Source organism: Streptomyces sp. NPDC093795, from assembly GCF_044764665.1.
Classification (GTDB): Bacteria; Actinomycetota; Actinomycetes; order Streptomycetales; family Streptomycetaceae; genus Streptomyces.
This window is the reverse complement of sequence record NZ_JBIWIO010000005.1, coordinates 330,788-355,326: the sequence shown is the minus strand read 5'-3', so window position 1 is coordinate 355,326 and position 24,539 is coordinate 330,788. Positions and strand designations below refer to the sequence as shown.

Sequence of the window (24,539 nt, the reverse complement as noted above, 5' to 3'; positions counted from 1 at the left end):
CGACCGCTCGACCGCCCCCGGCCTGCGTACATTGCGGATATGACTCGCACGGACCGGCAGCGCTGGCTGCTCCCCTCCCACCTGGTCGAACCGGGCGGGGACGGAGCGGCCCGGCCCCGCCGTACCGTCCGCGACTGGATCGTGGACACCTCGCTCTTCCTCCTCGCCGCCCTCGTCGGCCTGCTCGCGGTGGAGACCAGCGCCAAATACACCAGCGAGGCCGTCACCCTCACCGACCAGGTGATCGGCGCCGCCGCCTGCTGCGCCCTCTGGCTGCGCCGCCGCCGGCCCATGGGGCTCGCGGTCGCGCTCGCCCTCGTGAGCAGCGTGGTCCCCGTCGCCGGCGGCGCCCTCCTGGCAAGCCTCTTCAGCCTCGCCGTACGCCGGCCCTTCCGTGAGATCTCCTGGGTCGCGGCCCTCGCCGTCGTCGGCTCGGCCGTGTCGGTCTTCGTCCGCCCCGACCCCGAGACCTCGACCGGGCTCAACCTCGCCCTCAGCCTGGTCCTCGTCCTCCTCGTCACCGCCTGGGGCATGCTCGTCCGCTCCCGCCGCCAGCTCGTCGAGGCCCTCAGGGAACGCGCCCGCCGCGCCGAGGCGGAGGCCGAACTCCGCGTCGCCCAGGCCCAGCGGCTCGCCCGCGAGTCCATCGCCCGCGAGATGCACGACGTCCTCGCCCACCGGCTCACCCTGCTCAGCGTGCACGCCGGAGCCCTGGAGTTCCGGCCCGACGCCCCTCCCGAGCAGGTGGCCCGCGCCGCAGGAGTCATCCGCGACAGCGCCCACGAAGCCCTCCAGGACCTCCGCGAGATCATCGGAGTCCTGCGCGCACCCGACGAGAACGGCGACGGCGGCAACCGGCCGCAGCCCACCCTCGCCACCCTCGGCGCGCTGATCGACGAATCCCGCGAGGCCGGGGCGGAGGTCGTCCTCGACACCACCGTCGACGACCCGGCGACCGTGCCCGCCGCCACCGGCCGCACCGTCTACCGCATCGCCCAGGAGGGCCTCACCAACGCCCGGAAGCACGCCCCCGGCACGCCGGTCACCGTCACCGTGCGCGGCCGCCCCGGCGAGGGCCTCACCGTCGGCGTCCACAACCCCGCCCCCGCCGGACCTGTCCCGCACGTACCCGGCTCAGGCCAGGGCCTCATCGGCCTCACCGAACGCGCCGCCCTCGCCGGCGGCCGGCTGGACCACGGGCCCGGCCCCGACGGCGGATTCACCCTGCACGCCTGGCTACCGTGGCCCCCATGACCATCCGGCTGCTCATCGTCGACGACGACCCCCTGGTCCGTGCGGGCCTCACCCTCATGCTCGGCGGCGCCGAGGACCTGGAGATCGTGGGGGAGGGCGCCGACGGCAGCGAGGTCCCCGAACTCGTCGCCCGCCACGCCCCCGACGTCGTCCTCATGGACATCCGCATGCCCCAGGTGGACGGCCTCACCGCCACCGCACGCCTCCGCGCCCGGCCCGGCGCCCCCGAGGTCGTCGTCCTCACCACCTTCCACGCCGACGAGCAGGTGCTGAGCGCCCTGCGGGCCGGCGCCGCGGGCTTCGTCCTCAAGGACACCCCGCCCGCCGAGATCGTCGCCGCCGTCCGCCGGGTCGCCACCGGGGACCCCGTACTCTCCCCGGCCGTCACCCGCCAGCTCATGACCCATGTCGCGGGGCAGCCCGAACAGCCCAGGCGCGCCGCGGCCGCCGACCGGCTCACCGCACTCGCCGCCCGCGAACGGGAGGTGGCCGTCGCCGTCGGCCGCGGCCGCTCCAACGCCGAGATCGCGGCCCAGCTGTACATGGGCGTCCCGACGGTCAAGACCCACGTCAGCCGCGTCCTCGCCAAACTCGGCCTGAACAACCGCGTCCAGATCGCCCTCCTCGTCCATGACGCGGGCCTCCTCGACGAGGACGACCCGGCCTGAACCATCCGGTGCGCCCGAGGCCCCTCGGCTAGGCTGCGGGGATGTCCGTCATCGAACTGGGGGAGTACGGCGAGGACTTCACCGTCGACCCGTACCCCTTCTACGCGAAACTCCGAGCGGCCGGCCCCGTCCACCCGGTACGACTCCCCGACGGTTACGAGTTCTGGCTGGTCGTCGGCCACGAGGAGGGGCGCGCGGCGCTCGCCGACCCCCGGCTCGCCAAGTCCCCCTCCGTGATCGGCGTACGGCCGCCGGAGGAGGACATCATCGGCGTCCACCTCCTCGCGGCGGACGCCCCCGACCACACCCGGCTCCGGCAGCTCGTCACGCGCGAGTTCACCGCCCGCCGGGTGGAGAGCCTGCGCCCGCGCGTCGAGCGGCTCACCGCCGAGCTCGTCGACGCGATGGAACCGGCAGGCCGCGCCGACCTCGTCGACGCCTACGCGTACCCGCTGCCGATCACCGTCATCTGCGAACTCCTCGGGGTGCCCGCCGCCGACCGCGACACCTTCCGGCGCTGGTCGACCGAGCTCGTCACGCCCAGCGACGAGACGGCCCTCACCCAGGCCATGGAGAGCTTCGCCGGCTACCTCGACGAGCTCATCGAGGACAAGCGGGCCGCGGGCCCCGCCGACGACCTGCTCTCCGGTCTGATCGCCGCCCGCGCCGAGGACGGCGACCGGCTCTCCGGGCCCGAACTCCGGGCCATGGCCTACCTGCTGCTCATCGCAGGCCACGAGACCACCGTCAACCTCATCGCCAACACCGTCCGCAACCTCCTCACCCACCCCGAGGAACTCGCCGCCCTGCGCGCCGACCCCGGACTCCTCGACGGGACGATCGAGGAGTCCCTGCGGTACGACGGGCCCGTGGAGACCAGCACCTTCCGCTTCACCCGGGAGCCCGTCTCCCTCGGCGGCGCCGACATCCCGGCGGGGGCGAGCGTCCTCGTGGCCATCGGGGCGCTCGACCGCGACCCGGCCCGCTTCCCCGACCCCGACCGCTTCGCCATCCGCCGGGACACCCGCGGCCACCTCGCCTTCGGCCACGGCATCCACTACTGCCTGGGCGCCCCGCTCGCCCGCCTGGAGGGCCGGATCGCGCTCCGGACGCTGCTCGACCGCTTCCCCCGCCTGGAACTCGACCCCGAGGGCCCGCCGTGGGAGTGGCTCCCGGGCCTCCTCATGCGAGGCGTCCGCCACCTCCCGGTCCGCTGGTAAGGCGCCCGGCCCGCCCCGCCCGGTCGCCCGCGCCCACCCCTCAAACCGACCCGCTCTCCCTCACCCGTACCGGCCGCCGCTCCCGGCGCGAGCGCTCGCACGCCTCCGCGATCCGCAGCGCCTCAAGGGCCTCACGCCCGTCGCACGGGTTGGGGGCCTCGCCGCGTACGAGCCGGACGAAGGCGTCGAGCTCGGCCTCATACGCGGGGGCGAACCGTTCGAGGAACCCCGGCCAGGGCTTTCCCGGCGCGGCCGGCCCCCGTGGCTCCACCGAGGTGAGCGGGGTGCGGTCGTCCAGGCCCACCGCGATCTGGTCCCGGTCGCCCGCCAGCTCCATGCGGACGTCGTACCCGGCGCCGTTGCGGCGGGTCGCGGTCGCCGTCACCAGCGTCCCGTCGTCCAGGGTGAGGAGCGCGGCGGCCGTGGACACGTCCCCCGCCTCCCGGAACATCGCGGGCCCCGCGTCCGAGCCCGTCGCGTACACCTCCACGACCTCCCGGCCGGTCACCCAGCGGACGATGTCGAAGTCGTGCACCAGACAGTCCCGGAAGAGGCCGCCGGAGAGCGGCAGATACGCGGCGGGCGGCGGCTCCGGGTCGGAGGTCGCCGCCCGTACGGTGTGCAGCCGGCCGAGCCGCCCCGACCGTACGGCCTCCCGCGCCGCCCGGTACCCGGCGTCGAAGCGGCGCATGAACCCCAGCTGGAGCTCGGTCCCCGCCTCCGCCACCGCCGCGAGCGCGGTCCTCGTCCCCGGCACGTCGAGGGCGATCGGCTTCTCGCAGAAGGTCGGGATCCCGGCGCCCGCCGCGCGGGCGATCAGCTCCGCGTGCGCGGCCGTCGCCGAGGCGATCACCACGGCGTCCAGGGCGTGCGCGAACAGCGCCGTCACGTCCGGCGCGGCCTCCGCCCCGAGAGCCCCCGCCGCCCCGAGGGCCCCGGCGACCCCGGCGGCCCGGCCGGCGTCCACGTCCGCGAGGACCAGCGACTCGACCTCCGGGTGGCGGGCCAGCACCCCCGCGTGGAAGCTCCCGATCCGTCCCGTACCGATGAGTCCGATGCGCATGGCCCCACCGTGGAGGCGCACGTCCCCGGTGTCAAGGATTTGTCAGGACAACCGGACGTCACGACTTCCCGTCATCAGCGCACCGGGCTACGCTCGCCCCGTGTCCAAGCAGTCCGGCTCCCCCCTGCCCCCGCTCGCCGTGGACCGCAGCAGCCCGGTCCCGCTCTACTTCCAGCTGGCCGGGCAGCTGGAGGACGCCGTGGCGAACGGGACGCTGACCCCGGGCACCCTCCTCGGCAACGAGATCGACCTCGCCACCCGCCTCGGCCTCTCCCGTCCCACCGTCCGCCAGGCCATCCAGACCCTCGTCGACAAGGGCCTCCTCGTCCGCCGCCGGGGCATCGGCACCCAGGTCGTGCACAGCACGGTCCGGCGCCCGCTCGAACTCAGCAGCCTGTACGACGATCTCGACGCCGCGGGGCAACTCCCCGCCACCCGCGTCCTCGTCCACCGCGTCGAACCCGCCACCGCCCCGGTCGCGGCCGCCCTCCGTGTACCCGAGGGCAGCGAGGTCCTCTACCTCGAACGGCTCCGTACCGCGCACGGCGAGCCCATGGCGTACCTCCGCAACCACCTCCCGGCCGGGCTCGTCGAAGCGGACACCGAGCGACTGGAGACCACCGGTCTCTACCGGATGCTCCGCGCCGCCGCGCTCACCCTGCACAGCGCCCGGCAGACCGTCGGCGCCCGCGCCGCGACCGCCGAGGAGGCGGCGCTGCTCGACGAGAGGGAGGGCGCGCCGCTGCTGACGATGGAGCGCGTCACCTTCGACGACACCGGCCGGGCCGTCGAGTACGGCTCCCACCTCTACCGGGCCGCCCGCTACACCTTCGAGTTCCAGCTGATGGTCCGTCCATAGCCCGGGGGCGGTGGGCGAGAAGGCCACAGACGGCCCCCCTGACGAGCGCCACGACCCGCATGACCGATACTGCAATGCACGCAGAAGGACACAAAGGAGGGCACGGCCTCGTGACCAGGCTTCGGACAGGAGGGGTACGCGCCGCAATCGGCGCCGTGCTCGCGCTCGCGCTCACAGGAGCGCTCGCCGGATGCAGCAGCACCGGCGGCAAGAGGGCGGAGGACGCCCGCAAGGCGGCGGAGGCCCAGGGCAGGGCGGCCGTCGACACCCCCCGCTGGACCTTCGCCATGGTGACCCACTCGGGTGACGGCGACACCTTCTGGGACATCGTCCAGAAGGGCGCCAAGCAGGCCGCCGCCAAGGACAACATCAACTTCCTCTACGCCCACAACGACGAGGCACAGCAGCAGGCGCAGCTGATCGACTCGTACGTCGCCAAGGGCGTCGACGGACTGATCGTGACCCTCGCCAAGCCCGACGCCATGAAGGCCGCCGTCGAGAAGGCCGTCAAGGCCGGCATCCCGGTGATCACCGTGAACTCCGGCGCCGAGCAGTCCAAGGCGTACGGCGCGCTCACCCACATCGGCCAGGACGAGACCGTCGCGGGCGAGGCCGTCGGCGAGGAGCTCGACAAGCGGGGCAGGAAGAAGGCACTCTGCGTCCTGCACGAGCAGGGCAACGTCGGCCACGAGCAGCGCTGCGCCGGGACGAAGAAGACCTTCGGCGGCGAACTGGTCAACCTCTATGTCGACGGCACCAACATGCCGGACGTCAAGGCCTCCATCGAGGCGAAGCTCCAGTCCGACCAGGACATCGACGCCGTCGTCACCCTCGGCGCCCCTTTCGCCGACACCGCCGTCCAGGCCGCCAAGAGCGCCGGCAGCAAGGCCGAGGTCGACACTTTCGACCTCAACGCCAAGGTCGCCACCGCCCTCAAGGCCGGCACCCTCGGCTTCGCCGTCGACCAGCAGCCCTACCTCCAGGGCTACGAGGCCGTCGACCTGCTCTGGCTGTACCGCTACAACGCCGACGTCCTCGGCGGCGGGAAGCCGGTCCTCACCGGCCCCCAGATCATCACCGAGGACGACGCCGCGAAGCTCGTCGAGTACGCGGAGCGGGGCACCCGATGAGTTCCACCGCCCCACCGGCCGACGGCGTCGACCACGTCGACGAACGGCTGCTCCGCACCTCGCCGCTGAAGAAGCTCCTCGCCCGCCCCGAGCTCGGCTCGGTCGTCGGCGCCATCGCCGTCTTCGTCTTCTTCTCGGTGGTCGCCGACAGCTTCCTGAAGGCCTCCAGCCTCGGGACCGTGCTCTACGCGGCCTCCACCATCGGCATCATGGCCGTCCCCGTCGCGCTCCTCATGATCGGCGGCGAGTTCGACCTGTCCGCCGGTGTGCTCGTCACCAGCTCGGCGCTGATCTCCTCGATGTTCAGCTACCAGATGACGGCGAACGTCTGGGTCGGTGTCGGCGTCTCGCTGCTCGTCACGCTGGCCGTCGGCGCCTTCAACGGCTTCATGCTGACCCGTACGAAACTGCCCAGCTTCATCATCACGCTCGGCACCTTCCTCATGCTGACCGGCCTGAACCTGGGCCTCACCAAGCTGATCAGCGGCACTGTCTCCACCAAGACCATCGCCGACATGGAGGGCTTCTCATCCGCCCGGAAGCTGTTCGCCTCGCAGCTGACCGTCGGCGGCGTCGAGTTCAAGGTCACCATCCTGTGGTGGCTCGGCCTCGTCGCGCTCGCCACCTGGATCCTGCTCCGCACCCGCTTCGGCAACTGGATCTTCGCGGTCGGCGGCGGCGCCGACGCGGCCCGCGCGGTCGGCGTCCCCGTCTTCCGGACGAAGATCGGCCTCTACCTGGGCGTGGCCTTCTGCGCCTGGGTCTCCGGCCAGCACCTGCTGTTCTCCTTCGACGTCGTCCAGTCCGGCGAAGGCGTCGGCAACGAGCTCATCTACATCATCGCGGCCGTCATCGGCGGCTGCCTGATCACCGGCGGATACGGCTCCGCCATCGGCTCGGCCGTCGGCGCCCTCATCTTCGGCATGACCAGCAAGGGCATCGTGTACGCCGAGTGGAACCCGGACTGGTTCAAGTTCTTCCTGGGAGCGATGCTCCTCCTGGCGACCCTGCTCAACGCCTGGATCCGCAAGCGCGTGGAGGCCACCAAGTGACGACGGCCATGACGACCGAGTCCGCTCCCCTCGTCGAGCTCGACGACGTCAGCAAGTACTACGGCAACATCCGCGCCCTCGAAGGCGTCTCCCTGGAGGTCCGCTCCGGCGAGATCACCTGCGTCCTCGGCGACAACGGCGCCGGCAAGTCCACCCTCATCAAGATCGTCGCGGGCCTTCACCGGCACGACGCCGGCGTCTTCCGTATCGAGGGCGAGGACGTCTCCCTCGCCAACCCGCGCGACGCCCTCGACCGGGGCATCGCCACCGTCTACCAGGACCTCGCCGTCGTCCCCCTCATGCCGGTCTGGCGGAACTTCTTCCTCGGCTCCGAGCCCACCAAGGGCTCCGGCCCCTTCAAGCGGCTCGACGTCGGCCTGATGCGGTCCACCACCCGCGAGGCCCTGCTCCGCATGGGCATCGACCTGCGCGACGTCGATCAGCCGATCGGCACCCTCTCCGGCGGCGAGCGCCAGTGCGTGGCCATCGCCCGCGCCGTCCACTTCGGCGCCAAGGTCCTCGTCCTCGACGAGCCGACCGCCGCCCTCGGCGTCAAGCAGTCCGGAGTCGTCCTCAAGTACGTCGCCGCCGCCCGCGACCAGGGTCTCGGCGTGGTCCTCATCACGCACAACCCGCACCATGCCTACCTCGTCGGCGACCGCTTCGTCCTCCTGAAGCGCGGTGTGATGGCAGGCAGCCACACCAAGGGCTCCGTCACGCTCGACGAGTTGACCCGGCAGATGGCCGGCGGCACCGAGCTGGACGACCTCCGCCACGAACTGGAGCGGCCCTCCGCGACGTGACCGCGCCCTCCCCGATGTAACGGCCCCCTCACCCCCCACCTGGCAGAATCGGAGCCGATGAGTACCTACCGTGACCTCGCGCACCGGGGCTCCGCCCGCGGCACCGTGCTGCGGACCGTCGGCACCCGGGAGCGGCGCTCCCACCTGACGGCGCCCCGGGTGCCGACCGTCGGCATCGACATCGGCGGTACGAAGGTGATGGCCGGTGTCGTCGACGCCGACGGCAACATCCTGGAGAAGATCCGCACGGAGACCCCGGACAAGTCCAAGAGCCCCAAGGTCGTCGAGGACACCATCGTCGAACTGGTCCTCGACCTCTCCGACCGGCACGACGTGCACGCCGTCGGCATCGGCGCGGCCGGCTGGGTCGACGCCGAGCGCGCCACGGTGCTCTTCGCCCCGCACCTCGCCTGGCGCAACGAGCCCCTCCGCGACGCCCTCCAGGGCCGCCTCGCCGTCCCCGTCATGGTCGACAACGACGCCAACACCGCCGCCTGGGCCGAGTGGCGCTTCGGCGCCGGCCGCGACGAGGACCACCTCGTCATGATCACCCTCGGCACCGGCATCGGCGGCGCCATCCTGGAGGGCGGCCAGGTCAAGCGCGGCAAGTACGGCGTCGCCGGCGAGTTCGGCCATATGCAGGTCGTCCCCGGCGGACACCGCTGCCCCTGCGGCAACCGCGGCTGCTGGGAGCAGTACAGCTCCGGGAACGCCCTGGTCCGCGAGGCCCGCGAGCTGGCCGCCGCCGACTCCCCGGTCGCGTACAGCATCATCGACCGTGTCAAGGGCAACATCCCCGAGATCACCGGACCGCTCATCACCGAGCTCGCCCGCGAGGGCGACGCCATGTGCGTCGAGCTGCTCCAGGACATCGGCCAGTGGCTCGGGGTCGGCATCGCCAACCTCGCCGCCGCCCTCGACCCCTCCTGCTTCGTCATCGGCGGCGGCGTCTCGGCCGCCGACGACCTGCTCATCGGCCCCGCGAGGGACTCCTTCCGCCGCCACCTCACCGGCCGCGGCTACCGCCCCGAGGCCCGTATCACCCGCGCCCAGCTCGGCCCCGAGGCCGGCATGGTCGGCGCCGCCGACCTCGCCCGGCTCGTCGCCCGCCGCTTCCGCCGCGCCAACCGGCGCCGGGTCGAGCGGTACGAACGGTACGAGCGCTACGCCCAGGCCCTGCGCCACGGGACCTCGGCCCTGGCCGCCCGTCCCCCCGAGGACCCGCCCTCATGACCGTGCCCCGCCAATCCCTCCCACCGCGCGACACCCGGGACAAGCTGCCCGAGGACCACCGGCACATGATCCGCCGCCGCTGGCTGACCGCCGTCATCATCGTGCTGCTCGTCGGCATCCCGGCCGGCTACCTCGTCGTCTCCGCCGGCCAGAGCCGGGACAGCGGCCGCGACAAGGAACGCGAGTCCTCCGCGGCCGGCCTCCAGGACAACTGGCCCTCGCTGATGAAGCGCCGGGTCTTCGAGGTCCCGGTCCCGGCCGGGTCCTGGGACGTCGCCTACTACGAGACCAGCAACTGGCGGACGAGCCGGCTGTACGTCCAGTTCACGACCACCGCCGGCGGCCTCGACGCCTACCTGGCCGAGTCCGGCACCGGCCGCGCCGCGCTCACACCCGGCCGGATCACCATCGGCGAGCGCGACGCCGACATCGTCGGCTGGAACTTCGTCGAGGGCGTGGACTGGGCGGGCACCACGGTGAAGCGCGAGGCACCGCGCCCGACCACCGACATCACCGTCGACCTCACGGACCCCGCCTTCCCGCGCGTCCACACGGTCTCGACGACCAGCCCCTGACCCCCCGAGGGGTCACACTCCCGCGCCCCGCGCCGGACGGTCGTCATTCCCGCAGGTGTTCCCCTCACGACGAGCGGTGCGTTGCCTTGACGGGCTCCTGGGCCCGCCTTCAAATGATCGGACGCTCCATCACCACCCCTGCTCCGATGGGTAGCCGCCGTGAGAAGACTGGCCTTCTGGGCATCCGCGATCGTGGCCCTGGCCCTCGCCGTACCGGCCACGACCGGGGCCGGGGCCGCCGCGCCGCCGGACCCCACCGCAGCGGCCGCCGCCGGGCAGTCCGCGTTCGGTGTCGGCCCGGCCAGAGCGGCGCTCGCCCGCCTGCTGCCCCGCCACGCCTCCCAGTTCACCCTCGTCCCGGTGAGCCGCCCCGCCTCCGGCGACTACTTCACCGTCTCCGGCCGCGCCGGTGCGCCACGGATCGAAGGCACCAGCCCCGCCGTCCTCCTCAGCGGCGTCAACTGGTACCTGAAGTACACCGCCAAGGTCGACATCGGATGGCCCGGCGACAGCACGGCGAAACTGCCCCGGATCCTCCCCGCCCCCTCCGGCACCGTCCGCAAGGACGCGTCCGTGCCCCACCGCTTCGCGCTCAACGACACCGACGACGGCTACTCCGGCGCCTACCGCGACTGGGCCGCGTTCGAGAAGCAGATCGACCTGCTCGCCCTGCACGGCGCGAACGAGGTCTTCGTCCAGATGGGCGCCGACGCCGTCTACCACCGGACGTTCCAGGAGTTCGGCTACTCCGAGGACCAGCTCCGCACCTGGATCCCCGGCCCCGCGCACCAGCCGTGGTGGCTGATGCAGAACATGTCGGACTTCGGCGGCCCCGTCTCCGAGCGGCTGCTCGACGACCGCGCGGCGCTGGGCCGCAGGATCGCGGACCGGCTGCGCCAGCTCGGCATGACCCCGGTACTGCCCGGCTACTTCGGCACCGTGCCCCCGTCCTTCACCGCGAGGAACCCCACAGGACCCGTCGTCCCGCAGGGCCGCTGGGTCGGCTTCGACCGGCCCGACTGGCTCGACCCGCGCAGCCCGGTGTACCGCGAGGTCGCCGCCTCCTTCTACCGCCACCAGCGGCAACTCCTCGGCGACTCCACGATGTACAAGATGGACCTGCTCCACGAGGGCGGACGGCCCGGGGACGTCCCCATGGGAGAGGCCGCCAAGGCCGTCATGAACGCCTTGCAGACCGCGCGCCCCGGCGCCGTCTGGACCCTGCTCGGCTGGCAGAAGAACCCCTCCACGCAGATCATCGACGCCGTCGACAAGAACAGGCTCCTCATCGTCGACGGCCTGTCGGACCGCTTCGACGGACTCGACCGGGAGACCACCTGGCACGGCGCGCCCTACGCCTTCGGCACGATCCCCAACTTCGGCGGTCACACCACCATCGGCGCCAACACCGCCGTCTGGGCCGACCGCTTCGACGCGTGGCGCTCCAAGCCGGGCAGCACCCTCAAGGGCATCGCCTACCTGCCGGAGGGCACGGGCCAGAACCCCGTCGCCTACGAGCTGTTCGCCGAACTGGCCTGGCGCACCGGCCCGCTGGACCACCGGGCATGGTTCGCCGAGTACGCCGAGCGGCGTTACGGAGGCGCCGACCCGCACGCCGCCAAGGCGTGGGAGCTGCTCCGCGGCGGCCCGTACAGCACCCCGTCCGGCGCCTGGAGCGAGCCCCAGGACAGCCTGTTCACCGCCCGCCCCCGGCTGACGGCGACCAAGGCGGCCAGCTGGGGGCCCGCGGGCATGCGTTATGACGCGGGCACGGTACGGCGGGCGCTGACGGAACTGCTGCGTGTCGCCCCCGGACTGCGGACCACCGACGCCTACCGCTTCGACCTGGTCGACGTCGCACGGCAGGCCCTCGCCAACCACAGCCGGACCCTGCTCCCGCGGATCAAGACCGCCTACGACGCCAAGGACCTTTCCCGGTTCCGGCAGCTGGCCACCGAATGGAAGGGCCATCTCACCCTCCTCGACGAACTCCTCGCCACGGACCGCCGGTTCCTCCTCGGGCCCTGGCTCGAGGACGCCAAGGCCTGGGGCGGCACCGAGCAGGAGCGGGCCGCGGCCGAGTTCGACGCCCGCTCCGTCCTCACCACCTGGGGCCACCGCTCCGGCAGCGACGCGGGCGGCCTCCACGACTACGCCAACCGGGAATGGTCCGGGCTCGTCTCCGACTTCTACGCCATGCGCTGGACGACGTACCTCGACTCCCTCGACACCGCCCTCGCCACCGGCCGGGCCCCGGCCGCCATCGACTGGTTCGCCGTCGAGAACGCCTGGAACCAGGAGCGTGACCCGTACCCCGTCCGGACCTCGGGCGACCCGGTGACCCTGGCCACCGCCGTACACGAAGCCCTGCCCGCCCCCCAGCCGACCCAAGCCGCCACCGACACGGCAGGCCCGCTCCACCAGTGGCGCCGCACCCCTGAGCGGGCGGCGCTGGACTAGGCGGGGACCGGGCGGCGCTCAGCCAAGAGGTCATCTCATTTGGTGAGTCTGCGATAGCAGATGAGGGTGCAGGCAATGCTGGTGTAGGCGAGGAAGTGGTCGGCCTCGCGTTCGTAGCGACGGTGGAGTCGTCGGCAGCCGGCGAGCCAGGCCATGGTGCGTTCGATGGTCCAGCGGTGGCGGCCCAGTCGCTGCGAGGATTCGACGCCCATACGGGCGATGCCGCGCTCGCAACCGGGCACAGCTGCGGCAGCCATCCGTAATCAGACGGCGACATGCCGACTTGCTGGACTCCGCACAGCGTCCTGTCGAAGATGCCGAAGGCGTGGGAAACGTCGAGGGGAGGGCCGTCCGCGACCGCCCTTTCCCAGCGCATCTCCACGGGCAAATACGGCTGGAAGCCGATGGCCAGGCCCTCATCGGGCAGGTTCGGGGCGGTGCGGGGGCTCACGTCATCGGCTCCATACGGGTCGCTCGGGCAACAGGTGCCACCCCATCTACGCCCGCCCACAGCCGCCTCGGGCCCCCGGCCGCCGAGGACGCCGTGGGGCGGGAGGATGCGGCGCACAACCAGGCTGCGCCTCCCGCCCCACGGACTGGGCGGCCCCGGGCAGTGCCGCCACGCCGGGCACCGGCCGCCTCCCGGCCGATTCCGCCTGCGGGGAGGGCGGGGGCAAGTCGCGGAGCCAGAAGGTGGGACCGCGGCCACCTGCAGGCCCCGGCACTGCTGTTCCCGCTCTGCGGACCGGCACCCCAAGTTGCCGTTGCAGGCCGCGGGAGCCGGGCGGCCGAGCCGATCACCGGCCGCGACCAGATGCGCAGCTTCGACCCTGCCAGGCCACTTCCGCGCCACATTCCTCGAAAGGCTCCTCGATGATCCGTGCTACGCGCCGCGCCGGTGTGCGGTCCGCCGCCAGTGACACCCCGTGGACCGCGTGCGGTGGTCGGGGCGAGTACCGCTCGCCCCGCCGGTTACGCGCAGTTATGGCCCTCCGGGATGGCGAAGCAGCGGGGCTGCCAGCTGGTCCAGTAGCCGTTGGAGTGGCGCACACGGGCCCAGTCGTTGCCGTCCGAGCCGGTGGCGATGATGTAGAGGAGCGAAGTGCTGTTCTCCTGCTCAGGGGTCGCGTAGATGCGGCTCTGGACCCACCCGCCCATGGACATCCAGCCGTTCCAGGATCCGTCGGACCTGGTCCAGTTCGTCCACACCGCGTGATCGGCACCGACGACGAACTCCTCCTTCGTCCCGTTGGCGAATCTCATGGTCGAGACGCCGTACTCACAGATGTATGTCTGCCCCTTGGTCGAGCAGTAGGTCGCCGCCTGTGCCGGCGACGCCGCGACCCCCACCCCCGCGAAAGCGGCCAAAGCCGCGACTGTCGCGAGGGCACTCTTGAATCCGCGCATGTCCATATTCCTTTGCCGAGTGGCGTGGTCATGTCGGGGAGCGGGAAGAACCAACCCCCCTGCCACCCGACGTGGATATCCTCGCCCTCTCCTCTAACGTCCCACTGGCGCTTCGCTTACGTCCTCGAGATGGAGGGCGGCCTGCCGCAAGCCAGCAAACCGCTTGTGCGATACAGAGCCGGCTACACCCTCGCCGTACTGGACCGCATCCTCAGCGAGGACCCATCACAGCCGGGACTCCTGAAGGCCCAAGACGACAAGGTCACAGACCCCACGGGCCGCATTCCGACGCCGCGAGGGCCCGTGACGGTCGAGTCTCTTCGATCCCCCCGGCCATCAAAGGCTTCCCATCACTGATGACGAAATCGTCGACAGAGCTGTGGCAGCTCAGACATTGGCGGGCAGCCCAGTCACCCTGATCACCTACGACACCGGACAGGCCATGCGAGGACGCGCAGCCGGCCTCAAGGTGTGCAAGCTCAGGCTCGAACTCGGGGAAGAGCCTCCCTCGAACCAGAAGTAGCCAACGCCTGTGGCACGCCGACAGCGTCCTCGTGAGCGGTCACTTTCTCCCCAGTCGGAATCGGTCAGCGATTCCTCCGAAGAGGGCTTCGGCAGCGTCGACGTGGGCGGCGTTGCGCTGGCCCCGCTCTGCCGGGTCGAGCCCAAAACCGTCCCAGGCCGAGCCGTACTGCTCATCCAGGCCCAGCATCACCGCAGGGGGCCGCTCCCGATAAGCGACGAACGATGGCACATTCCGCACCCCCTCAGACGTGTTGCAACTGGTGCACAGCAGGCCCCGCACGAGACCAGTCCGGTGACAGTGGTCGACCAGTAGCCGCTCAGGGTGCGCGCTGCACATCGCGCAGGCGCCAGCTTGCCAACGCCGGACCGCCTGCGTGGCAGAAAGGTGCACTGGCACCTCTTTGCCGGGGACCCTCCATGTGTGGCAAGACGGCACTCCCTGGCGATCGAAGGTCTCGGCTTCCGAGAAGGTCAGCCGGCCCCGCGTTACGCCTCCCAGCCACTCGCGCTCGACTGCTTCTCGACGGCGCATCTCCTTCATCGCCGACTCGTGGTCCTTGCTCATGAACGCTCCAGCTCGGCGCGCGATGCAGTGGTTAGCTGCTGTCGGCGTACTTGCCTATGTGCAGAGGTGCGTACGGATGAACGTGCAGAGCAAGTAGCCGCCCGCTGCGCTCATCGCCATGCGAGAGGATGGGGCGGTGGACCTTCGTTACTTCAATCAGACCGGCTGGACCGCGATCTTCAATGGCACCGAGACCGAGATCGACCGCATGGTGCGGGTGGAGGCATGGGACCCGGCAACTGGAACGGCGCTTGTAGTCGACCCGAAGCGAGGCGCCATGCGTCCCGTCACGGACTACGAGGACTTCTCCCACCTTGAGAAGGCCGACCAGGTCGTAGCCGCAGTTCCTGGTGGCGGGTGGCGGGCCCACTGGAAAGACGAGGGCCCGGGGAACACCCCGCTCACGGAACAGGTACTCGCGTGGCTGATCACCTCGCAGGGCCGGGCAACGGCCATCACGATGGACACTCACGGGCATGTTGACGATGCCGACAGTGCCGACGCCTTCATCCCGCCGGGCGAGGAGCTGGGCCAGGACTGAACTCCCGGATCAGGCGACTTCCGTCTCGCGCTCGATGGCTTTGAGGCGGTTCTTCAGCCGGTAGCTGGGGCCGTTGATGGCGACGACTTCGCAGTGGTGCAGGAGGCGGTCGAGGATGGTGGTGGCGAGGACTTCGTCGCCGAAGACCTGGCCCCACTCGCTGAAGGTCTTGTTCGAGGTCAGGATGATAGAGCCCTTTTCGTAGCGCTTGGAGATGACCTGGAAGACCAGGTTCGCCTCGGCGCGTTCGAGAGGCTGGTAGCCGACTTCATCGACCACGAGAACGCTCGGCCGCAGGTAGGAGCCCAGTTTGCTGGTCAGACGTCCGGCCGCCTCGGCTGCCTTGAGGTTGCGGACCATGTCGTCGAGGCTGGTGAAGTAGATCGAGTAGCCGGCCCGGCAGGCCGCGACCGCCAGCGCGATCGCGATGTGGGTCTTGCCGACGCCGGGCGGCCCCAGCAAGGCGGCATTGGCCTTCGCTTCGACGAAGGACAGGGTGGCCAGGTCTTTGATCTTGCGCGGGTCGAGCTCCGGCTGGAACGAGAAGTCGTACTCATCCAGTGTTTTGTGGTGCGGCAGCCGAGAGAGCCGCAGGCCCTGGCGGAAGCGGCGGTCGTCGCGGACGGCGAGTTCCTCGGAGAGGACCAGGTCGAGGAAGTCGAGGTAGCCCATCTTCCCCTCGTCCGCCCGCCGCGTGTACTCGTTGATGGATTCCGCCAGGTGGGGCAGGCCGAGCTTGGTCGCCGTGGTGCGGATGCGGTTGCCGGTCAGCTCGCTCAAGACGATTCCTTCGTCGCTCGGTTACTGGTGAAAGGGCGGGTCCCGGTCAGTTCGTCATAGACCGACAACGGCCGGCGGCCGACCTCGACGCGGGTCGCCGCAGCCCGGTTAAGGAGGGCTTGCAACGGTCCGCTCTCCTTGCCCGGGGGGCGATCGTGACGCGGCCGGGGCAATACATCACCGGTGGCGGTCCGACGTCCTTTGCCGGTGGGCAGGCCGTCCCAATGCTGTTCTTCGACGACACGGACCCCTCGGCCGACGGCCCGTGGATGCATGGCCAGCAGCGTCTCGCCGCTTGCGTCGGCAACGGTGGAATGCAGCATGACCTGCGACTTCGTGGCCCTGATCTCCACCAGTTGACGCGGTCGGACCTTGCGGGCCGGGACCGAGTAGAGGTTCCCGCCGAAGGCAACCAGGCAGTCCTTGCCGACCGGCCGCAGATGACGTTCGGCCACCAGATACGGAGTGGGTGGCAACGGCTTGAGAGCCGCGTGGTCACGAACTGCCCGCTCACCGATCACCTGCTGGTGAGTCCGGTGCGTCTGGGTTCGCCGTTTCGGCACCCATGCGGTGAACGCGGCGTCCATCTCCTCGACGCAGGAGAAGGCCCGGCCCGACAGAACGTGGTCGCGGACAATCAGGACCTGGCGTTCGACGCGGCCCTTGCCCTGGGGCCGGTAGGCAGCCAACACATCGATGTCGAAGTCGTAGTGACCGGCGAACCCGACCGCCTCCGGATGCAGTGGAACCGCCTCACCCGGAGCCACGTGACGGCGCACGACCGTCTTGGTTCGGTCGTAGACGATCGTCATCGGAACCCCGTTGAAGTGCGCGAATGCCCGCCGATGGCAGTCGAAAAACGTCTGCAGGTCCAGGCTGGTGGTGAAACAGCAAAACGGATCACGCGAGTACGACAGCACCATATGGAAGGAGTAGACCTTCGGGATGCCCATGTGGGCCAGGAGCTTGCCCTCATCGCCCCAGTCCACCTGAGCCTGAGCACCCGGGATCACCTCGAACCGGCGATGTATCCCCGCCAGCTCCCGCGGAGCGATCCCCAGTTCCTCCGCGATTCTCGGGCGGGCCTCCTGAACGTAGAGCTTGACCCGCTGGTAGTTCCCGGTGAACCCGTACTCCGTTACCAGCCGCTCGTGAATCACCGCAGCCTTCATCAGGATCTCCGCCCGCAGCATCGCGTCGATCAGCGGAGCGACCTCGTCAACCACCCGCTTACGCGGCTTACCCCTCGACACCCGGCGCGGAGGCGCAGACGAGTCAGCAGACAGGTACTTGCTGACCGTCCGCCAGTTCAGCCCAGTCTCCTTGGCAACCTCCGACAGGCTCATCGCCCCGGACTCCACCAAACCGCGAAAACGCCGGAGCTCGAGCCAGCGCTGCGGGTCCAAGACCATGGCCCACCCCTCTCTGCGACCTTCGACAACAGGCAGCAGCGTGCCGGGGGGCCGGCCCTCAGCGCATCAAGAACTCTGCACGTTCATCCGTACGCAGCTATGTGCGTTCACGTGTACGCCGACACCGCCGACATTGGGCGACTTACCAAACACCCCAGACGGGATAAAACGCTCTTTAAGAGGGCATCTCGAGTCCTCGTAGCGACTGGGCCGCCACCGCTGGGCCATCGAACGCACCATGGCCTGGCTCGCCGGCTGCCGACGACTCCACCGTCGCTACGAGTGCAAGGCCGACCACTTCCTCGCCTTCACCCTCATCTGCTACCGCAGACTCACCAAATGAGATGACCTTTAAGGGGTCACGGCGGTGCTCAGCCGGGCGGAGGCAAGGCGGCGCTCAACTAGGCGGGGGCAGGGCCTGTTCCGTCCAGATCGTCTTTCCGTACCGGGTGTACCTGCTGCCCCACCGGTCGGTGAGCTGCGCGATCAGGAAGAGGCCCCTGCCGCCCTCCTCCGAGGCCTGCGCCCGGCGCATACGGGGCTGGGTGCTGCTGCGGTCGGCGACCTCGCAGATCAGCGACGCCGCCCGGATCAGCCGGAGTTCGAGCGGACCGCCCGCGTAGCGGATGGCGTTGGTGACCAGCTCGCTCGCCACCAGCTCGGTGGTGAAGGCCAGTTCGTCCAGGCCCCACCGCGACAGCTGGTCCAGCACCCGCTCCCGGGCCTCCGCCACCATCGACGGATCCGCCGCGAACGTCCACGCGGCGGTGTCCCGTCCTGGCACCGCCCGGGTCCGCGCGAGCAGAAGCGTCACATCGTCCGACAGCGGGCCCGGAACGAGCTGTCGCACCACCTCGGGCCCGGCCTCCTCAAGCGGTCGGCCGAGGGCGACCGCCGCGGACAGCGCGTTCCCGAGCGCCGCCATGCCCAAGTCGAGGTCGGCGTGCCCGCGACGCTCGATCAGACCGTCGGTGTACAGCGCGAGGACGCTGCCGTCCGCCACCTCCGTCTCGACCGGCTCGAAGGGCAGCCCACCGACGCCGAGCGGCGGACCCGGACTGACGTCGAGGTAGCCGACGGTCCCGTCCGGAGCCACCAGGGCCGGCGGCGGATGCCCGGCGCTGGCCGCGAGGCACCGCCGGGTCACCGGGTCGTACGTCACGTACAGGCAGGTGGCACCGAACGAGCCGTAGGCGGTCTCCGCCCCCGGGGTACGGGTCGCCTCGCCGGCCTCGATCACGAACTGCGACACCAGGTCGTCCAGGTGGGTCAGCAGCTCGTCGGGTTCGAGGTCGAGGTCCGCGAGCGTCCGTACGGCGGTGCGCAGCCGCGCCATCGTCGCGGTGGCCTGGAGACCGTGGCCGACGACGTCGCCGACGACGAGGGCGACCCGCGCGGAGGACAGGGGGATGACGTCGAACCAGTCGCCGCTGACCCCGTTGGCCGTGTCGGTCGGGAGGTAGACGCTCGCGGTGTGGACCGCGACGGTGTCGGTCGTCGGGGACGGCAGCAGACTGCGCTGCAGGCTGATCGCGGCGCTCCTCTCGCGGTTGTACCGGCGGGCGTTGTCCACGACCAGAGCCGCCCGGGAGGCGATCTCGTCGAGCAGGGCGAGGTCCTCGGGGGTGAACGGCGGCCGGCCCTCGCCCCGCCCGACCTGGATACGGCCGAGGAGCAGCCCCCTGGCCCGGAGCCACGCGCTCATCCCGTACGGGGAGGCGACGGGATCGACCCCGGCACCGGCGTCGAGCAGCCCGGGGGAGCCCCCGGCCGCGGCCACCCGGCGCAGGGAGTCGCTGGGCTCGGGGCCCGGTTCCTCGAAGGTGAAGACGGCCTCCGCGACATCCACGACCGCCACGTCGGCCAGGCCAGGGACGAGCAGCTCGACCAGATCCCGGGTGGTCTCCTCCGCGGAGAGATTGGCGCTCAGCGCCGCCGTCGCGCGGTGCAGCAGGTCGAGACGGCGCCGCGAGAGCCGTTCCTCCGTGACGTCGAGGAACATGGCCGTGACCCCCGCGACCCCGCCGTCCGTTCCCTGGAGGCGGAACGCGGAAAGCGCCAGGATCCGGCCCGTACCCGGGTCGACCTGGGTGTGGACCTCCACGTCGACCGAGACCAGCGGAGCCCCGGTCGTCAGCACCTCGCGCAGCCGCGCGTCGATCGCCCGGGCGTCCGACTCCCGGAGGAAGTCCGCGAGCCGGGCCCCGTACAGATCGGCCGGAACACCCGTATAGGGAAGGAGGGGGGTGTTCGTCCGGACCAGCCGCAACTCCTTGTCCAGGACGGCGAGACCGACACGCTCCTGGAGGAACAGCTCCCGCATGAAGGCATGGCCCTGACGCCACTGCGCGACCAGGGCGCGCGGGGCGGCGAGGATCAGGAACTGGCGCGCGTCGCCGGCATCCCGCCCGTCGTCGAGCGGCAGGACGCGGAACAGCACGTCGCCGCCGCCGTCCGGAGCGAGTTCCGCACGCCCCTCCCAGACCGGTCCGTCCCGCTGCGCCATGACCGTCCCCCAGCTGCCGGGGTCCGCGAGCAGGTCGCGGACCCGCAGCCCGCGCAGGTCCCGCGCCGTGCGGTTCAGGAGCGCCTCCGCGGCGGGGGTGCAGCTCAGGACGGTCCCGTCGGCGTCCACGACGAGCCCGGCCGCGTGCCCGGCGTCGAGGGGGTCGTCGTTCGTGCGGGCCATCCGGGTGCACACTCCGTTCCACACCTGGTCACCGGCGAGGACCACGGCTCTCACCGCCACTCTGCCCGCGCGTCCGCTCCTCGGCACGCCGTCAGGGCCCGAATGGCGGGGAGTGGGACGCGCCCGGGCCGGGGCCGGCCCGTACGAGTCCCGGTCGAGCCCCCTACGAGTCCCGTTCGAGCCCCCCACGAGCCGTACGGGTCAGCCGACGGCGAGCACGCGCAGGAGCCGTGCCACCTCCGCGGCGACGGCGTCGCGCGCCGGGCCGAGGTACTTCCGGGGGTCGGCGGCATCGGGGTGGGCGTCGAGGTGGTCGCGTACCTTCCGGGTGAAGGTCTTGTTGAGGTGGGTGGAGACGTTCACCTTGGTCATGCCGGCCGTGACCGCCTTGGCGAGATCGTCGTCGGCGACCCCTGACGAGCCGTGCAGGACGAGCGGCACGCCCACGGCGGCCCGTAGCCGGGCGATGAGACCGAAGTCGAGGACGGCGTCGCGGGTGAGCATCGCGTGCGAGCTGCCGACGGCGACGGCGAGGGCGTCCACGGCGGTCGCCGTGACGAACGCGGCGGCCTCGTCCGGGTCGGTGCGGACGCCGGGGGCGTGGGCGCCGTCCTTGCCGCCGACCTCGCCCAGTTCCGCCTCGACCCACACGCCCGCGCGGTGGCAGTGGTCCGTGATCTCCCGGGTCGCCGCCGTGTTCTGGGCGTACGGCAGCTTGGAGGCATCGAACATGACGGACGTGAAGCCGAGGTCGACGGCCTCGCGGACCAGGTCGGCCGATTCGGCGTGGTCGAGGTGGACGGCCACCGGGACGTCCGCCGCGCGGGCGAGGGCGAGGGACGCGAGGCCGATCGGTGCGAGCGAGCCGTGGTAGCGGGCGGTGTTCTCGCTGACCTGGAGGATGACGGGCAGCCCCGCGCTCTCCGCCCCGGCGACGATCGCCTCGGCGTGCTCGATCTGGACGACGTTGAACGCGCCGACACCGGACGTCCTCGCGTACGCGGGAGCGACGATCTCGTCAGTGGCGGACAGGGGCATGGCTTCTCTCCACGGGACCGGAGGTACGGAAGGGGGCGCGGGGACGTGCGATGTCGGAGGGACGTCCGGCGTCGTCAGGCACGGGGGTCGTCGAGGATCACCGAGCGGGTGAGGTTGCGCGGCCGGTCGGGGTCGAAGCCCTGGGCCTCCGCGAGCCGGACGGCGAGCCGCTGGGCCAGGACGAGGTCCGCCAGCGGGTCGAGAGCGCCGGAGCCGTCGCCGGATCCGGCGACGAGCGTGCCGCCGACCCGGGCGACGTCGTCGGCGAGACCCGCCGGGGTCGGGCCGAAGACCCAGGTCACCCGGCCGGGACCGGTGATGCTGATCGGGCCGTGCCGGTACTCCATGGCCGGGTACGCCTCCGTCCACGCGCCTGCGGCCTCACGCATCTTCAGGCCGGCCTCCAGGGCGAGCCCGTAGGTCCAGCCGGTGCCGAGGAAGGTGAACTGCTCGGCGGCGCACACGTCGGCGTCGAGGTCCAGCGCGATCGCCCGCCGTACGTCGGAGATCGCGCGGTCGAGCGGCAGCACGCCGGCCGGCAGCGCGTCCTCCGCCTCCAGGTGCGCGCGCAGCAGGGCGAGCACGGTGGTGGCGAACCGCGTCTGCACCACCGACTCCTCGTCGGCGAAGTCGAGTACGGCGACGGCGTCGGCCACCCGCATGACGGGGGTCTCCGGGTCGGCGGTGATCGCACCGGTCGGCGTGGTGCCCTTCAGCCGGGCCAGGAGGTCCAGGACCTCGGTCGTGGTGCCCGAGCGGCTGATCGCGAGCACGCGGTCGTAGCGGCGCCCGTGCGGGAACTCGGACGCGGCGAAGGCGTCCGTCTCGCCGTGACCGCCACGCTCGCGGAGCTCGGCGTAGGCCAGGGCCATGAACCAGGAGGTTCCGCAGCCGACGACGGCGACGCGCTCGCCACGGCGGGGCAGGACGTCGGCGTGCCGGGCCGACGACTCCTTCACCCGCAGCCAGGTGTCGGGCTGCGAGGCGATCTCGACCGAGGTACGGGACGACGCTGTGGTGGTCATGGGGAACGGCTCCTTCGGAGGACAGGCCCACACACCCCTGACTGGTGCGTGAAAACGTATGGTGAGCGCTTACTTCGATCAATTGCAAGCATATTTGGTGCGAGAAGTATGGCGGAACGGTGGCTCATGGTCCAGAGGGCAGGCCGTGACGTCGCGCGGAAGGCCCACACCCCGCAGCGGCGGGCCCTTCCGCGCACGGGTTACGCTTCCCCATTCGTCAGCGACACGGCCCGGCGGCGGGCCACCGGGCGCACCTCGCGACACGCGCGTGCGGGGATCGCGGGGATCGAGGTCTAAGGAGCGCCGGAGCATGTCCAAACACGAGCGGTGGAACGCCCTGCTTGAGCTGCTGGCCGCCGAGGGCAGGCTGGAGGTCGACGAGACCGCCGCGTCCCTGCGGGTCTCCGCCGCGACCATCCGGCGCGACCTCGACGAGCTCGCGGAGCAGCAGATGCTCGTCCGGACGCGCGGCGGAGCCATCGCCCACGGCGTCTCCTACGAACTGCCCCTGCGGTACAAGTCGTCCCGGAACGCCTCCGAGAAGCAGCGCATCGCCGCCGCGGTCTCGGAACTCATCGGCGACGGAGACGTCGTGGGCCTCAACGGAGGGACGACCACCACGGAGGTGGCCCGCGCGCTGGCGCTGCGGGTGGGGAGCGGTCAGCGTGGCGCGACCGAGGCCACGGCGCCCGCCTTCACCGTCGTCACCAACGCCCTCAACATCGCGGGCGAGCTCGCGGTCCGGCCCCAGATCAAGCTCGTGGTCACCGGCGGGGTGGCCCGCCCCCAGACGTACGAGCTGGTGGGCCCCCTGACGGCGGGTGTGCTGAAGGAGGTCGTCCTCGACATCGCCGTACTCGGCGTGGACGGGCTCGACCCCCGGCTCGGCGTGATGACCCGTCACGAGGACGAGGCGAGCATCAGCAGACTGTTCGCGGAGCGCGCCCAGCGCGTCGTCGTGGTCACCGACTCGTCGAAGATGGGGAAGCGTGCCTTCGCCCGGATCTGCGGACTCGACGCAGTCGACGTCGTCGTCACCGACTCGGGTGCCCCGGCCGACATGACCGCCCGTCTCCAGGACCTCGGCATCAAGGTGATCGCGGTCTGACGGGTCCGCCCCGGACCTCGGGTGAGGTCCGGGGCGGGCTGGGCAGCTGTCAGGCCCTCAGGCCTCAGGAGCTCAGGGCGCGATGGCCATGTCGAACAGGTGGATGTTGCCGTTGCTCGGCAGCACCACGAAGTCGACCTGCTTGGTCCCGTCGAGGGGGATGGAGTGGGCGAAGACGCGGTACTTGATGCCGGCGTTCCCGTACCCGCTCGGCCGGTTGCGTCCGTCGCTCGACGCCACCAGGGTCGCCCCGTGGGCGTTCGCCGGGTCGAACGACCAGTTCGGGAAGCCGAACGAGCCGGTGCTGCTCGTCCCGTCCGTGTAGTACACGGTGGCCGTACCCGACGCCCCGCTGGTGACGCCCGAGCCGAGGAACACGAGCCTGCCACCGGCACCGCTCAGGGCGACGGCCTGGCCCGAGGCGGTGACGTTGTTCCTGGTGCCGCTCGGCACGTTCGGCCAGTGCAGCTCCGCGCCCAGGGCGCTGACGGGCGCTCCGGGGCGCAGCCCCACGTCGGCGAGCTTCTGCGCGGAGAAGCTGTTGCCCTCGCCGTCGTAGTCCCCGGGCGTGGTGTCGCTCTCGTCGGTCACGGCCACGTTGTTGTACGCGGCGGCCAGGCTCGCGAGGGGCGTGCCGCTGCGCTGCGTCCTGGTGGCCGTGGCCGAGCCGACTCCGTCGCCGCCCTGGTAGGTCGCGGTCGCGGTGAACGTACGGACGGTGAACCCGCCGCGCTGCTCCGGCACCTGGATGCGGAAGGTGGCGTCGGCGGAGGCCCCCGTGGTGAGGGAACCGTCCACGCTGAGGACGGAGGGCTGGACGGCCCAGCCGGTCGGGCCGCCGAAGGACACCTTGAGCGAGCGCATCCGTTCCGGTCCGGCGTTGGTGACGGTCACCTTCACTGTGGAGATGGCCGGGCCGGCCAGGTCGACGGGGGAGATCGTCACCGCCGTCCGGGCGGCGGCGGGCGCCGGCTCCTGTTCCGCCGCGACCGCGGTCCCTGCCGCCGCCGCGGCCGGGAGGAGTGCGAGCGCACCTGCCACGGCCACCGCTCTGAGCGATCCGACCAGTCCTGCTGATCTCACGTACTGCTCCTTCTCGGGAAGGGGGTGGAGGAAGTGGAGGGGGTGAAGA

The 24,539-nt window shown here is 71.4% G+C and carries 21 protein-coding genes and 2 pseudogenes; 13 read left to right on the top strand and 10 right to left on the bottom strand.

Annotated elements, in window-relative coordinates; translation table 11 throughout:
* The first annotated feature begins 39 nt into the window (after window positions 1–39).
* Genes ACIRB7_RS16670 through ACIRB7_RS16660 form a run of 3 tightly spaced genes read left to right on the top strand, consistent with a single transcriptional unit; the run spans window position 40 to window position 3,142 of the window.
* Window positions 40–1,254: a sensor histidine kinase gene (locus tag ACIRB7_RS16670; RefSeq protein WP_403598455.1), complete on the top strand. Its 1,215-nt coding sequence runs from the start codon at window positions 40–42 to the stop codon at window positions 1,252–1,254.
* The gene (locus ACIRB7_RS16665; protein ID WP_403598452.1) at window positions 1,251–1,922 is read left to right on the top strand and encodes a response regulator; all 672 of its coding nucleotides are present in this window, start codon (window positions 1,251–1,253) and stop codon (window positions 1,920–1,922) included. The genes ACIRB7_RS16670 and ACIRB7_RS16665 overlap by 4 nt, the downstream gene beginning before the upstream one ends.
* A gap of 41 nt (window positions 1,923–1,963) precedes the next feature.
* The gene (locus tag ACIRB7_RS16660) at window positions 1,964–3,142 is read left to right on the top strand and encodes a cytochrome P450 (protein WP_403598449.1); all 1,179 of its coding nucleotides are present in this window, start codon (window positions 1,964–1,966) and stop codon (window positions 3,140–3,142) included.
* Between the two features lie 40 nt (window positions 3,143–3,182).
* Here the strand turns inward: ACIRB7_RS16660 and ACIRB7_RS16655 are convergent, their stop codons facing one another.
* Window positions 3,183–4,205 (bottom strand): Gfo/Idh/MocA family oxidoreductase, encoded by a 1,023-nt coding sequence (locus ACIRB7_RS16655; protein ID WP_403598446.1) that lies wholly within the window; start codon window positions 4,203–4,205, stop codon window positions 3,183–3,185.
* Window positions 4,206–4,344: 139 nt separating this feature from the next.
* Here ACIRB7_RS16655 and ACIRB7_RS16650 point away from each other — a divergent pair, with 139 nt between their 5' ends.
* The 7 genes from ACIRB7_RS16650 (at window position 4,345) to ACIRB7_RS16620 (ending at window position 12,317) form a co-directional block, all read left to right on the top strand.
* On the top strand, window positions 4,345–5,064 hold the full coding sequence (locus ACIRB7_RS16650) for a GntR family transcriptional regulator (protein WP_403598856.1): 720 nt from the start codon (window positions 4,345–4,347) through the stop codon (window positions 5,062–5,064).
* 110 nt (window positions 5,065–5,174) lie between these two features.
* Window positions 5,175–6,194 carry a sugar ABC transporter substrate-binding protein gene (locus ACIRB7_RS16645; RefSeq protein WP_403598444.1) on the top strand — a complete coding sequence of 340 codons (1,020 nt, stop codon included), beginning with the start codon at window positions 5,175–5,177 and terminating at the stop codon, window positions 6,192–6,194.
* On the top strand, window positions 6,191–7,246 hold the full coding sequence (locus tag ACIRB7_RS16640) for an ABC transporter permease (protein ID WP_403598441.1): 1,056 nt from the start codon (window positions 6,191–6,193) through the stop codon (window positions 7,244–7,246). The genes ACIRB7_RS16645 and ACIRB7_RS16640 overlap by 4 nt, the downstream gene beginning before the upstream one ends.
* 8 nt (window positions 7,247–7,254) lie before the next feature.
* Window positions 7,255–8,049: an ATP-binding cassette domain-containing protein gene (locus ACIRB7_RS16635; RefSeq protein ID WP_403598854.1), complete on the top strand. Its 795-nt coding sequence runs from the start codon at window positions 7,255–7,257 to the stop codon at window positions 8,047–8,049.
* Window positions 8,050–8,106: 57 nt separating this feature from the next.
* Window positions 8,107–9,282: an ROK family glucokinase gene (locus ACIRB7_RS16630; protein WP_403598439.1), complete on the top strand. Its 1,176-nt coding sequence runs from the start codon at window positions 8,107–8,109 to the stop codon at window positions 9,280–9,282.
* Complete coding sequence (locus tag ACIRB7_RS16625) at window positions 9,279–9,857, top strand: hypothetical protein (RefSeq protein WP_403598436.1); 579 nt, start codon at window positions 9,279–9,281, stop codon at window positions 9,855–9,857. The genes ACIRB7_RS16630 and ACIRB7_RS16625 overlap by 4 nt, the downstream gene beginning before the upstream one ends.
* Window positions 9,858–10,016: 159 nt before the next feature.
* Entirely contained in the window at window positions 10,017–12,317 is a 2,301-nt protein-coding gene (locus tag ACIRB7_RS16620) for an alpha-N-acetylglucosaminidase (protein ID WP_403598433.1), read from the top strand.
* A 35-nt stretch (window positions 12,318–12,352) separates the two neighbouring features.
* Here the strand turns inward: ACIRB7_RS16620 and ACIRB7_RS16615 are convergent.
* From ACIRB7_RS16615 to ACIRB7_RS16605, 3 genes and pseudogenes are all read right to left on the bottom strand, one after another.
* A pseudogene (locus ACIRB7_RS16615) lies at window positions 12,353–12,538 on the bottom strand (transposase); the annotation flags it as partial.
* A gap of 751 nt (window positions 12,539–13,289) precedes the next feature.
* Complete coding sequence (locus tag ACIRB7_RS16610; protein WP_329286870.1) at window positions 13,290–13,580, bottom strand: hypothetical protein; 291 nt, start codon at window positions 13,578–13,580, stop codon at window positions 13,290–13,292.
* A gap of 706 nt (window positions 13,581–14,286) precedes the next feature.
* The gene (locus tag ACIRB7_RS16605; RefSeq protein ID WP_402079176.1) at window positions 14,287–14,814 is read right to left on the bottom strand and encodes an endonuclease domain-containing protein; all 528 of its coding nucleotides are present in this window, start codon (window positions 14,812–14,814) and stop codon (window positions 14,287–14,289) included.
* Between the two features lie 136 nt (window positions 14,815–14,950).
* On the opposite strand from ACIRB7_RS16605, the gene ACIRB7_RS16600 reads away from it, so the two are divergent.
* Window positions 14,951–15,355, top strand: a complete 405-nt coding sequence (locus ACIRB7_RS16600) for a hypothetical protein (RefSeq protein WP_403598429.1) — start codon at window positions 14,951–14,953, stop codon at window positions 15,353–15,355.
* Between the two features lie 9 nt (window positions 15,356–15,364).
* Here the strand turns inward: ACIRB7_RS16600 and istB are convergent, their stop codons facing one another.
* The gene (istB, locus tag ACIRB7_RS16595) at window positions 15,365–16,135 is read right to left on the bottom strand and encodes an IS21-like element helper ATPase IstB (protein WP_403598426.1); all 771 of its coding nucleotides are present in this window, start codon (window positions 16,133–16,135) and stop codon (window positions 15,365–15,367) included.
* Window positions 16,132–17,547: an IS21 family transposase gene (istA, locus tag ACIRB7_RS16590; protein WP_403598423.1), complete on the bottom strand. Its 1,416-nt coding sequence runs from the start codon at window positions 17,545–17,547 to the stop codon at window positions 16,132–16,134. Before istA ends, istB begins: the two co-directional genes overlap by 4 nt.
* 202 nt (window positions 17,548–17,749) lie before the next feature.
* Here istA and ACIRB7_RS16585 point away from each other — a divergent pair.
* Window positions 17,750–17,890, top strand: a pseudogene (locus ACIRB7_RS16585) (transposase); the annotation flags it as partial.
* A 54-nt stretch (window positions 17,891–17,944) separates the two neighbouring features.
* Here the strand turns inward: ACIRB7_RS16585 and ACIRB7_RS16580 are convergent.
* From ACIRB7_RS16580 to ACIRB7_RS16570, 3 genes are all read right to left on the bottom strand, one after another.
* Window positions 17,945–20,236 carry a SpoIIE family protein phosphatase gene (locus ACIRB7_RS16580; protein WP_403598420.1) on the bottom strand — a complete coding sequence of 764 codons (2,292 nt, stop codon included), beginning with the start codon at window positions 20,234–20,236 and terminating at the stop codon, window positions 17,945–17,947.
* Window positions 20,237–20,437: 201 nt separating this feature from the next.
* Complete coding sequence (locus ACIRB7_RS16575) at window positions 20,438–21,274, bottom strand: ketose-bisphosphate aldolase (RefSeq protein WP_403598417.1); 837 nt, start codon at window positions 21,272–21,274, stop codon at window positions 20,438–20,440.
* Between the two features lie 74 nt (window positions 21,275–21,348).
* On the bottom strand, window positions 21,349–22,299 hold the full coding sequence (locus ACIRB7_RS16570) for an SIS domain-containing protein (RefSeq protein WP_403598414.1): 951 nt from the start codon (window positions 22,297–22,299) through the stop codon (window positions 21,349–21,351).
* A gap of 310 nt (window positions 22,300–22,609) precedes the next feature.
* On the opposite strand from ACIRB7_RS16570, the gene ACIRB7_RS16565 reads away from it, so the two are divergent.
* Window positions 22,610–23,407 (top strand): DeoR/GlpR family DNA-binding transcription regulator, encoded by a 798-nt coding sequence (locus ACIRB7_RS16565; RefSeq protein WP_403598412.1) that lies wholly within the window; start codon window positions 22,610–22,612, stop codon window positions 23,405–23,407.
* 72 nt (window positions 23,408–23,479) lie between these two features.
* Here the strand turns inward: ACIRB7_RS16565 and ACIRB7_RS16560 are convergent, their stop codons facing one another.
* Window positions 23,480–24,490, bottom strand: a complete 1,011-nt coding sequence (locus ACIRB7_RS16560) for an NEW3 domain-containing protein (RefSeq protein WP_403598409.1) — start codon at window positions 24,488–24,490, stop codon at window positions 23,480–23,482.
* Window positions 24,491–24,539 lie beyond the last annotated feature (49 nt).

What these genes read in the sequence shown, in the direction of transcription:
- ACIRB7_RS16670 (WP_403598455.1), top strand. Translation starts at nt 40, where the DNA reads ATGACTCGCACGGACCGGCAGCGCTGGCTGCTCCCCTCCCACCTGGTC.
- ACIRB7_RS16665 (WP_403598452.1), top strand. Translation starts at nt 1,251, where the DNA reads ATGACCATCCGGCTGCTCATCGTCGACGACGACCCCCTGGTCCGTGCG.
- ACIRB7_RS16660 (WP_403598449.1), top strand. Translation starts at nt 1,964, where the DNA reads ATGTCCGTCATCGAACTGGGGGAGTACGGCGAGGACTTCACCGTCGAC.
- ACIRB7_RS16655 (WP_403598446.1), bottom strand. Translation starts at nt 4,205, where the DNA reads ATGCGCATCGGACTCATCGGTACGGGACGGATCGGGAGCTTCCACGCG.
- ACIRB7_RS16640 (WP_403598441.1), top strand. Translation starts at nt 6,191, where the DNA reads ATGAGTTCCACCGCCCCACCGGCCGACGGCGTCGACCACGTCGACGAA.
- ACIRB7_RS16635 (WP_403598854.1), top strand. Translation starts at nt 7,255, where the DNA reads ATGACGACCGAGTCCGCTCCCCTCGTCGAGCTCGACGACGTCAGCAAG.
- ACIRB7_RS16630 (WP_403598439.1), top strand. Translation starts at nt 8,107, where the DNA reads ATGAGTACCTACCGTGACCTCGCGCACCGGGGCTCCGCCCGCGGCACC.
- ACIRB7_RS16625 (WP_403598436.1), top strand. Translation starts at nt 9,279, where the DNA reads ATGACCGTGCCCCGCCAATCCCTCCCACCGCGCGACACCCGGGACAAG.
- ACIRB7_RS16610 (WP_329286870.1), bottom strand. Translation starts at nt 13,580, where the DNA reads ATGAGATTCGCCAACGGGACGAAGGAGGAGTTCGTCGTCGGTGCCGAT.
- ACIRB7_RS16605 (WP_402079176.1), bottom strand. Translation starts at nt 14,814, where the DNA reads ATGAGCAAGGACCACGAGTCGGCGATGAAGGAGATGCGCCGTCGAGAA.
- istA (WP_403598423.1), bottom strand. Translation starts at nt 17,547, where the DNA reads ATGGTCTTGGACCCGCAGCGCTGGCTCGAGCTCCGGCGTTTTCGCGGT.
- ACIRB7_RS16580 (WP_403598420.1), bottom strand. Translation starts at nt 20,236, where the DNA reads ATGGCCCGCACGAACGACGACCCCCTCGACGCCGGGCACGCGGCCGGG.
- ACIRB7_RS16575 (WP_403598417.1), bottom strand. Translation starts at nt 21,274, where the DNA reads ATGCCCCTGTCCGCCACTGACGAGATCGTCGCTCCCGCGTACGCGAGG.
- ACIRB7_RS16570 (WP_403598414.1), bottom strand. Translation starts at nt 22,299, where the DNA reads ATGACCACCACAGCGTCGTCCCGTACCTCGGTCGAGATCGCCTCGCAG.
- ACIRB7_RS16565 (WP_403598412.1), top strand. Translation starts at nt 22,610, where the DNA reads ATGTCCAAACACGAGCGGTGGAACGCCCTGCTTGAGCTGCTGGCCGCC.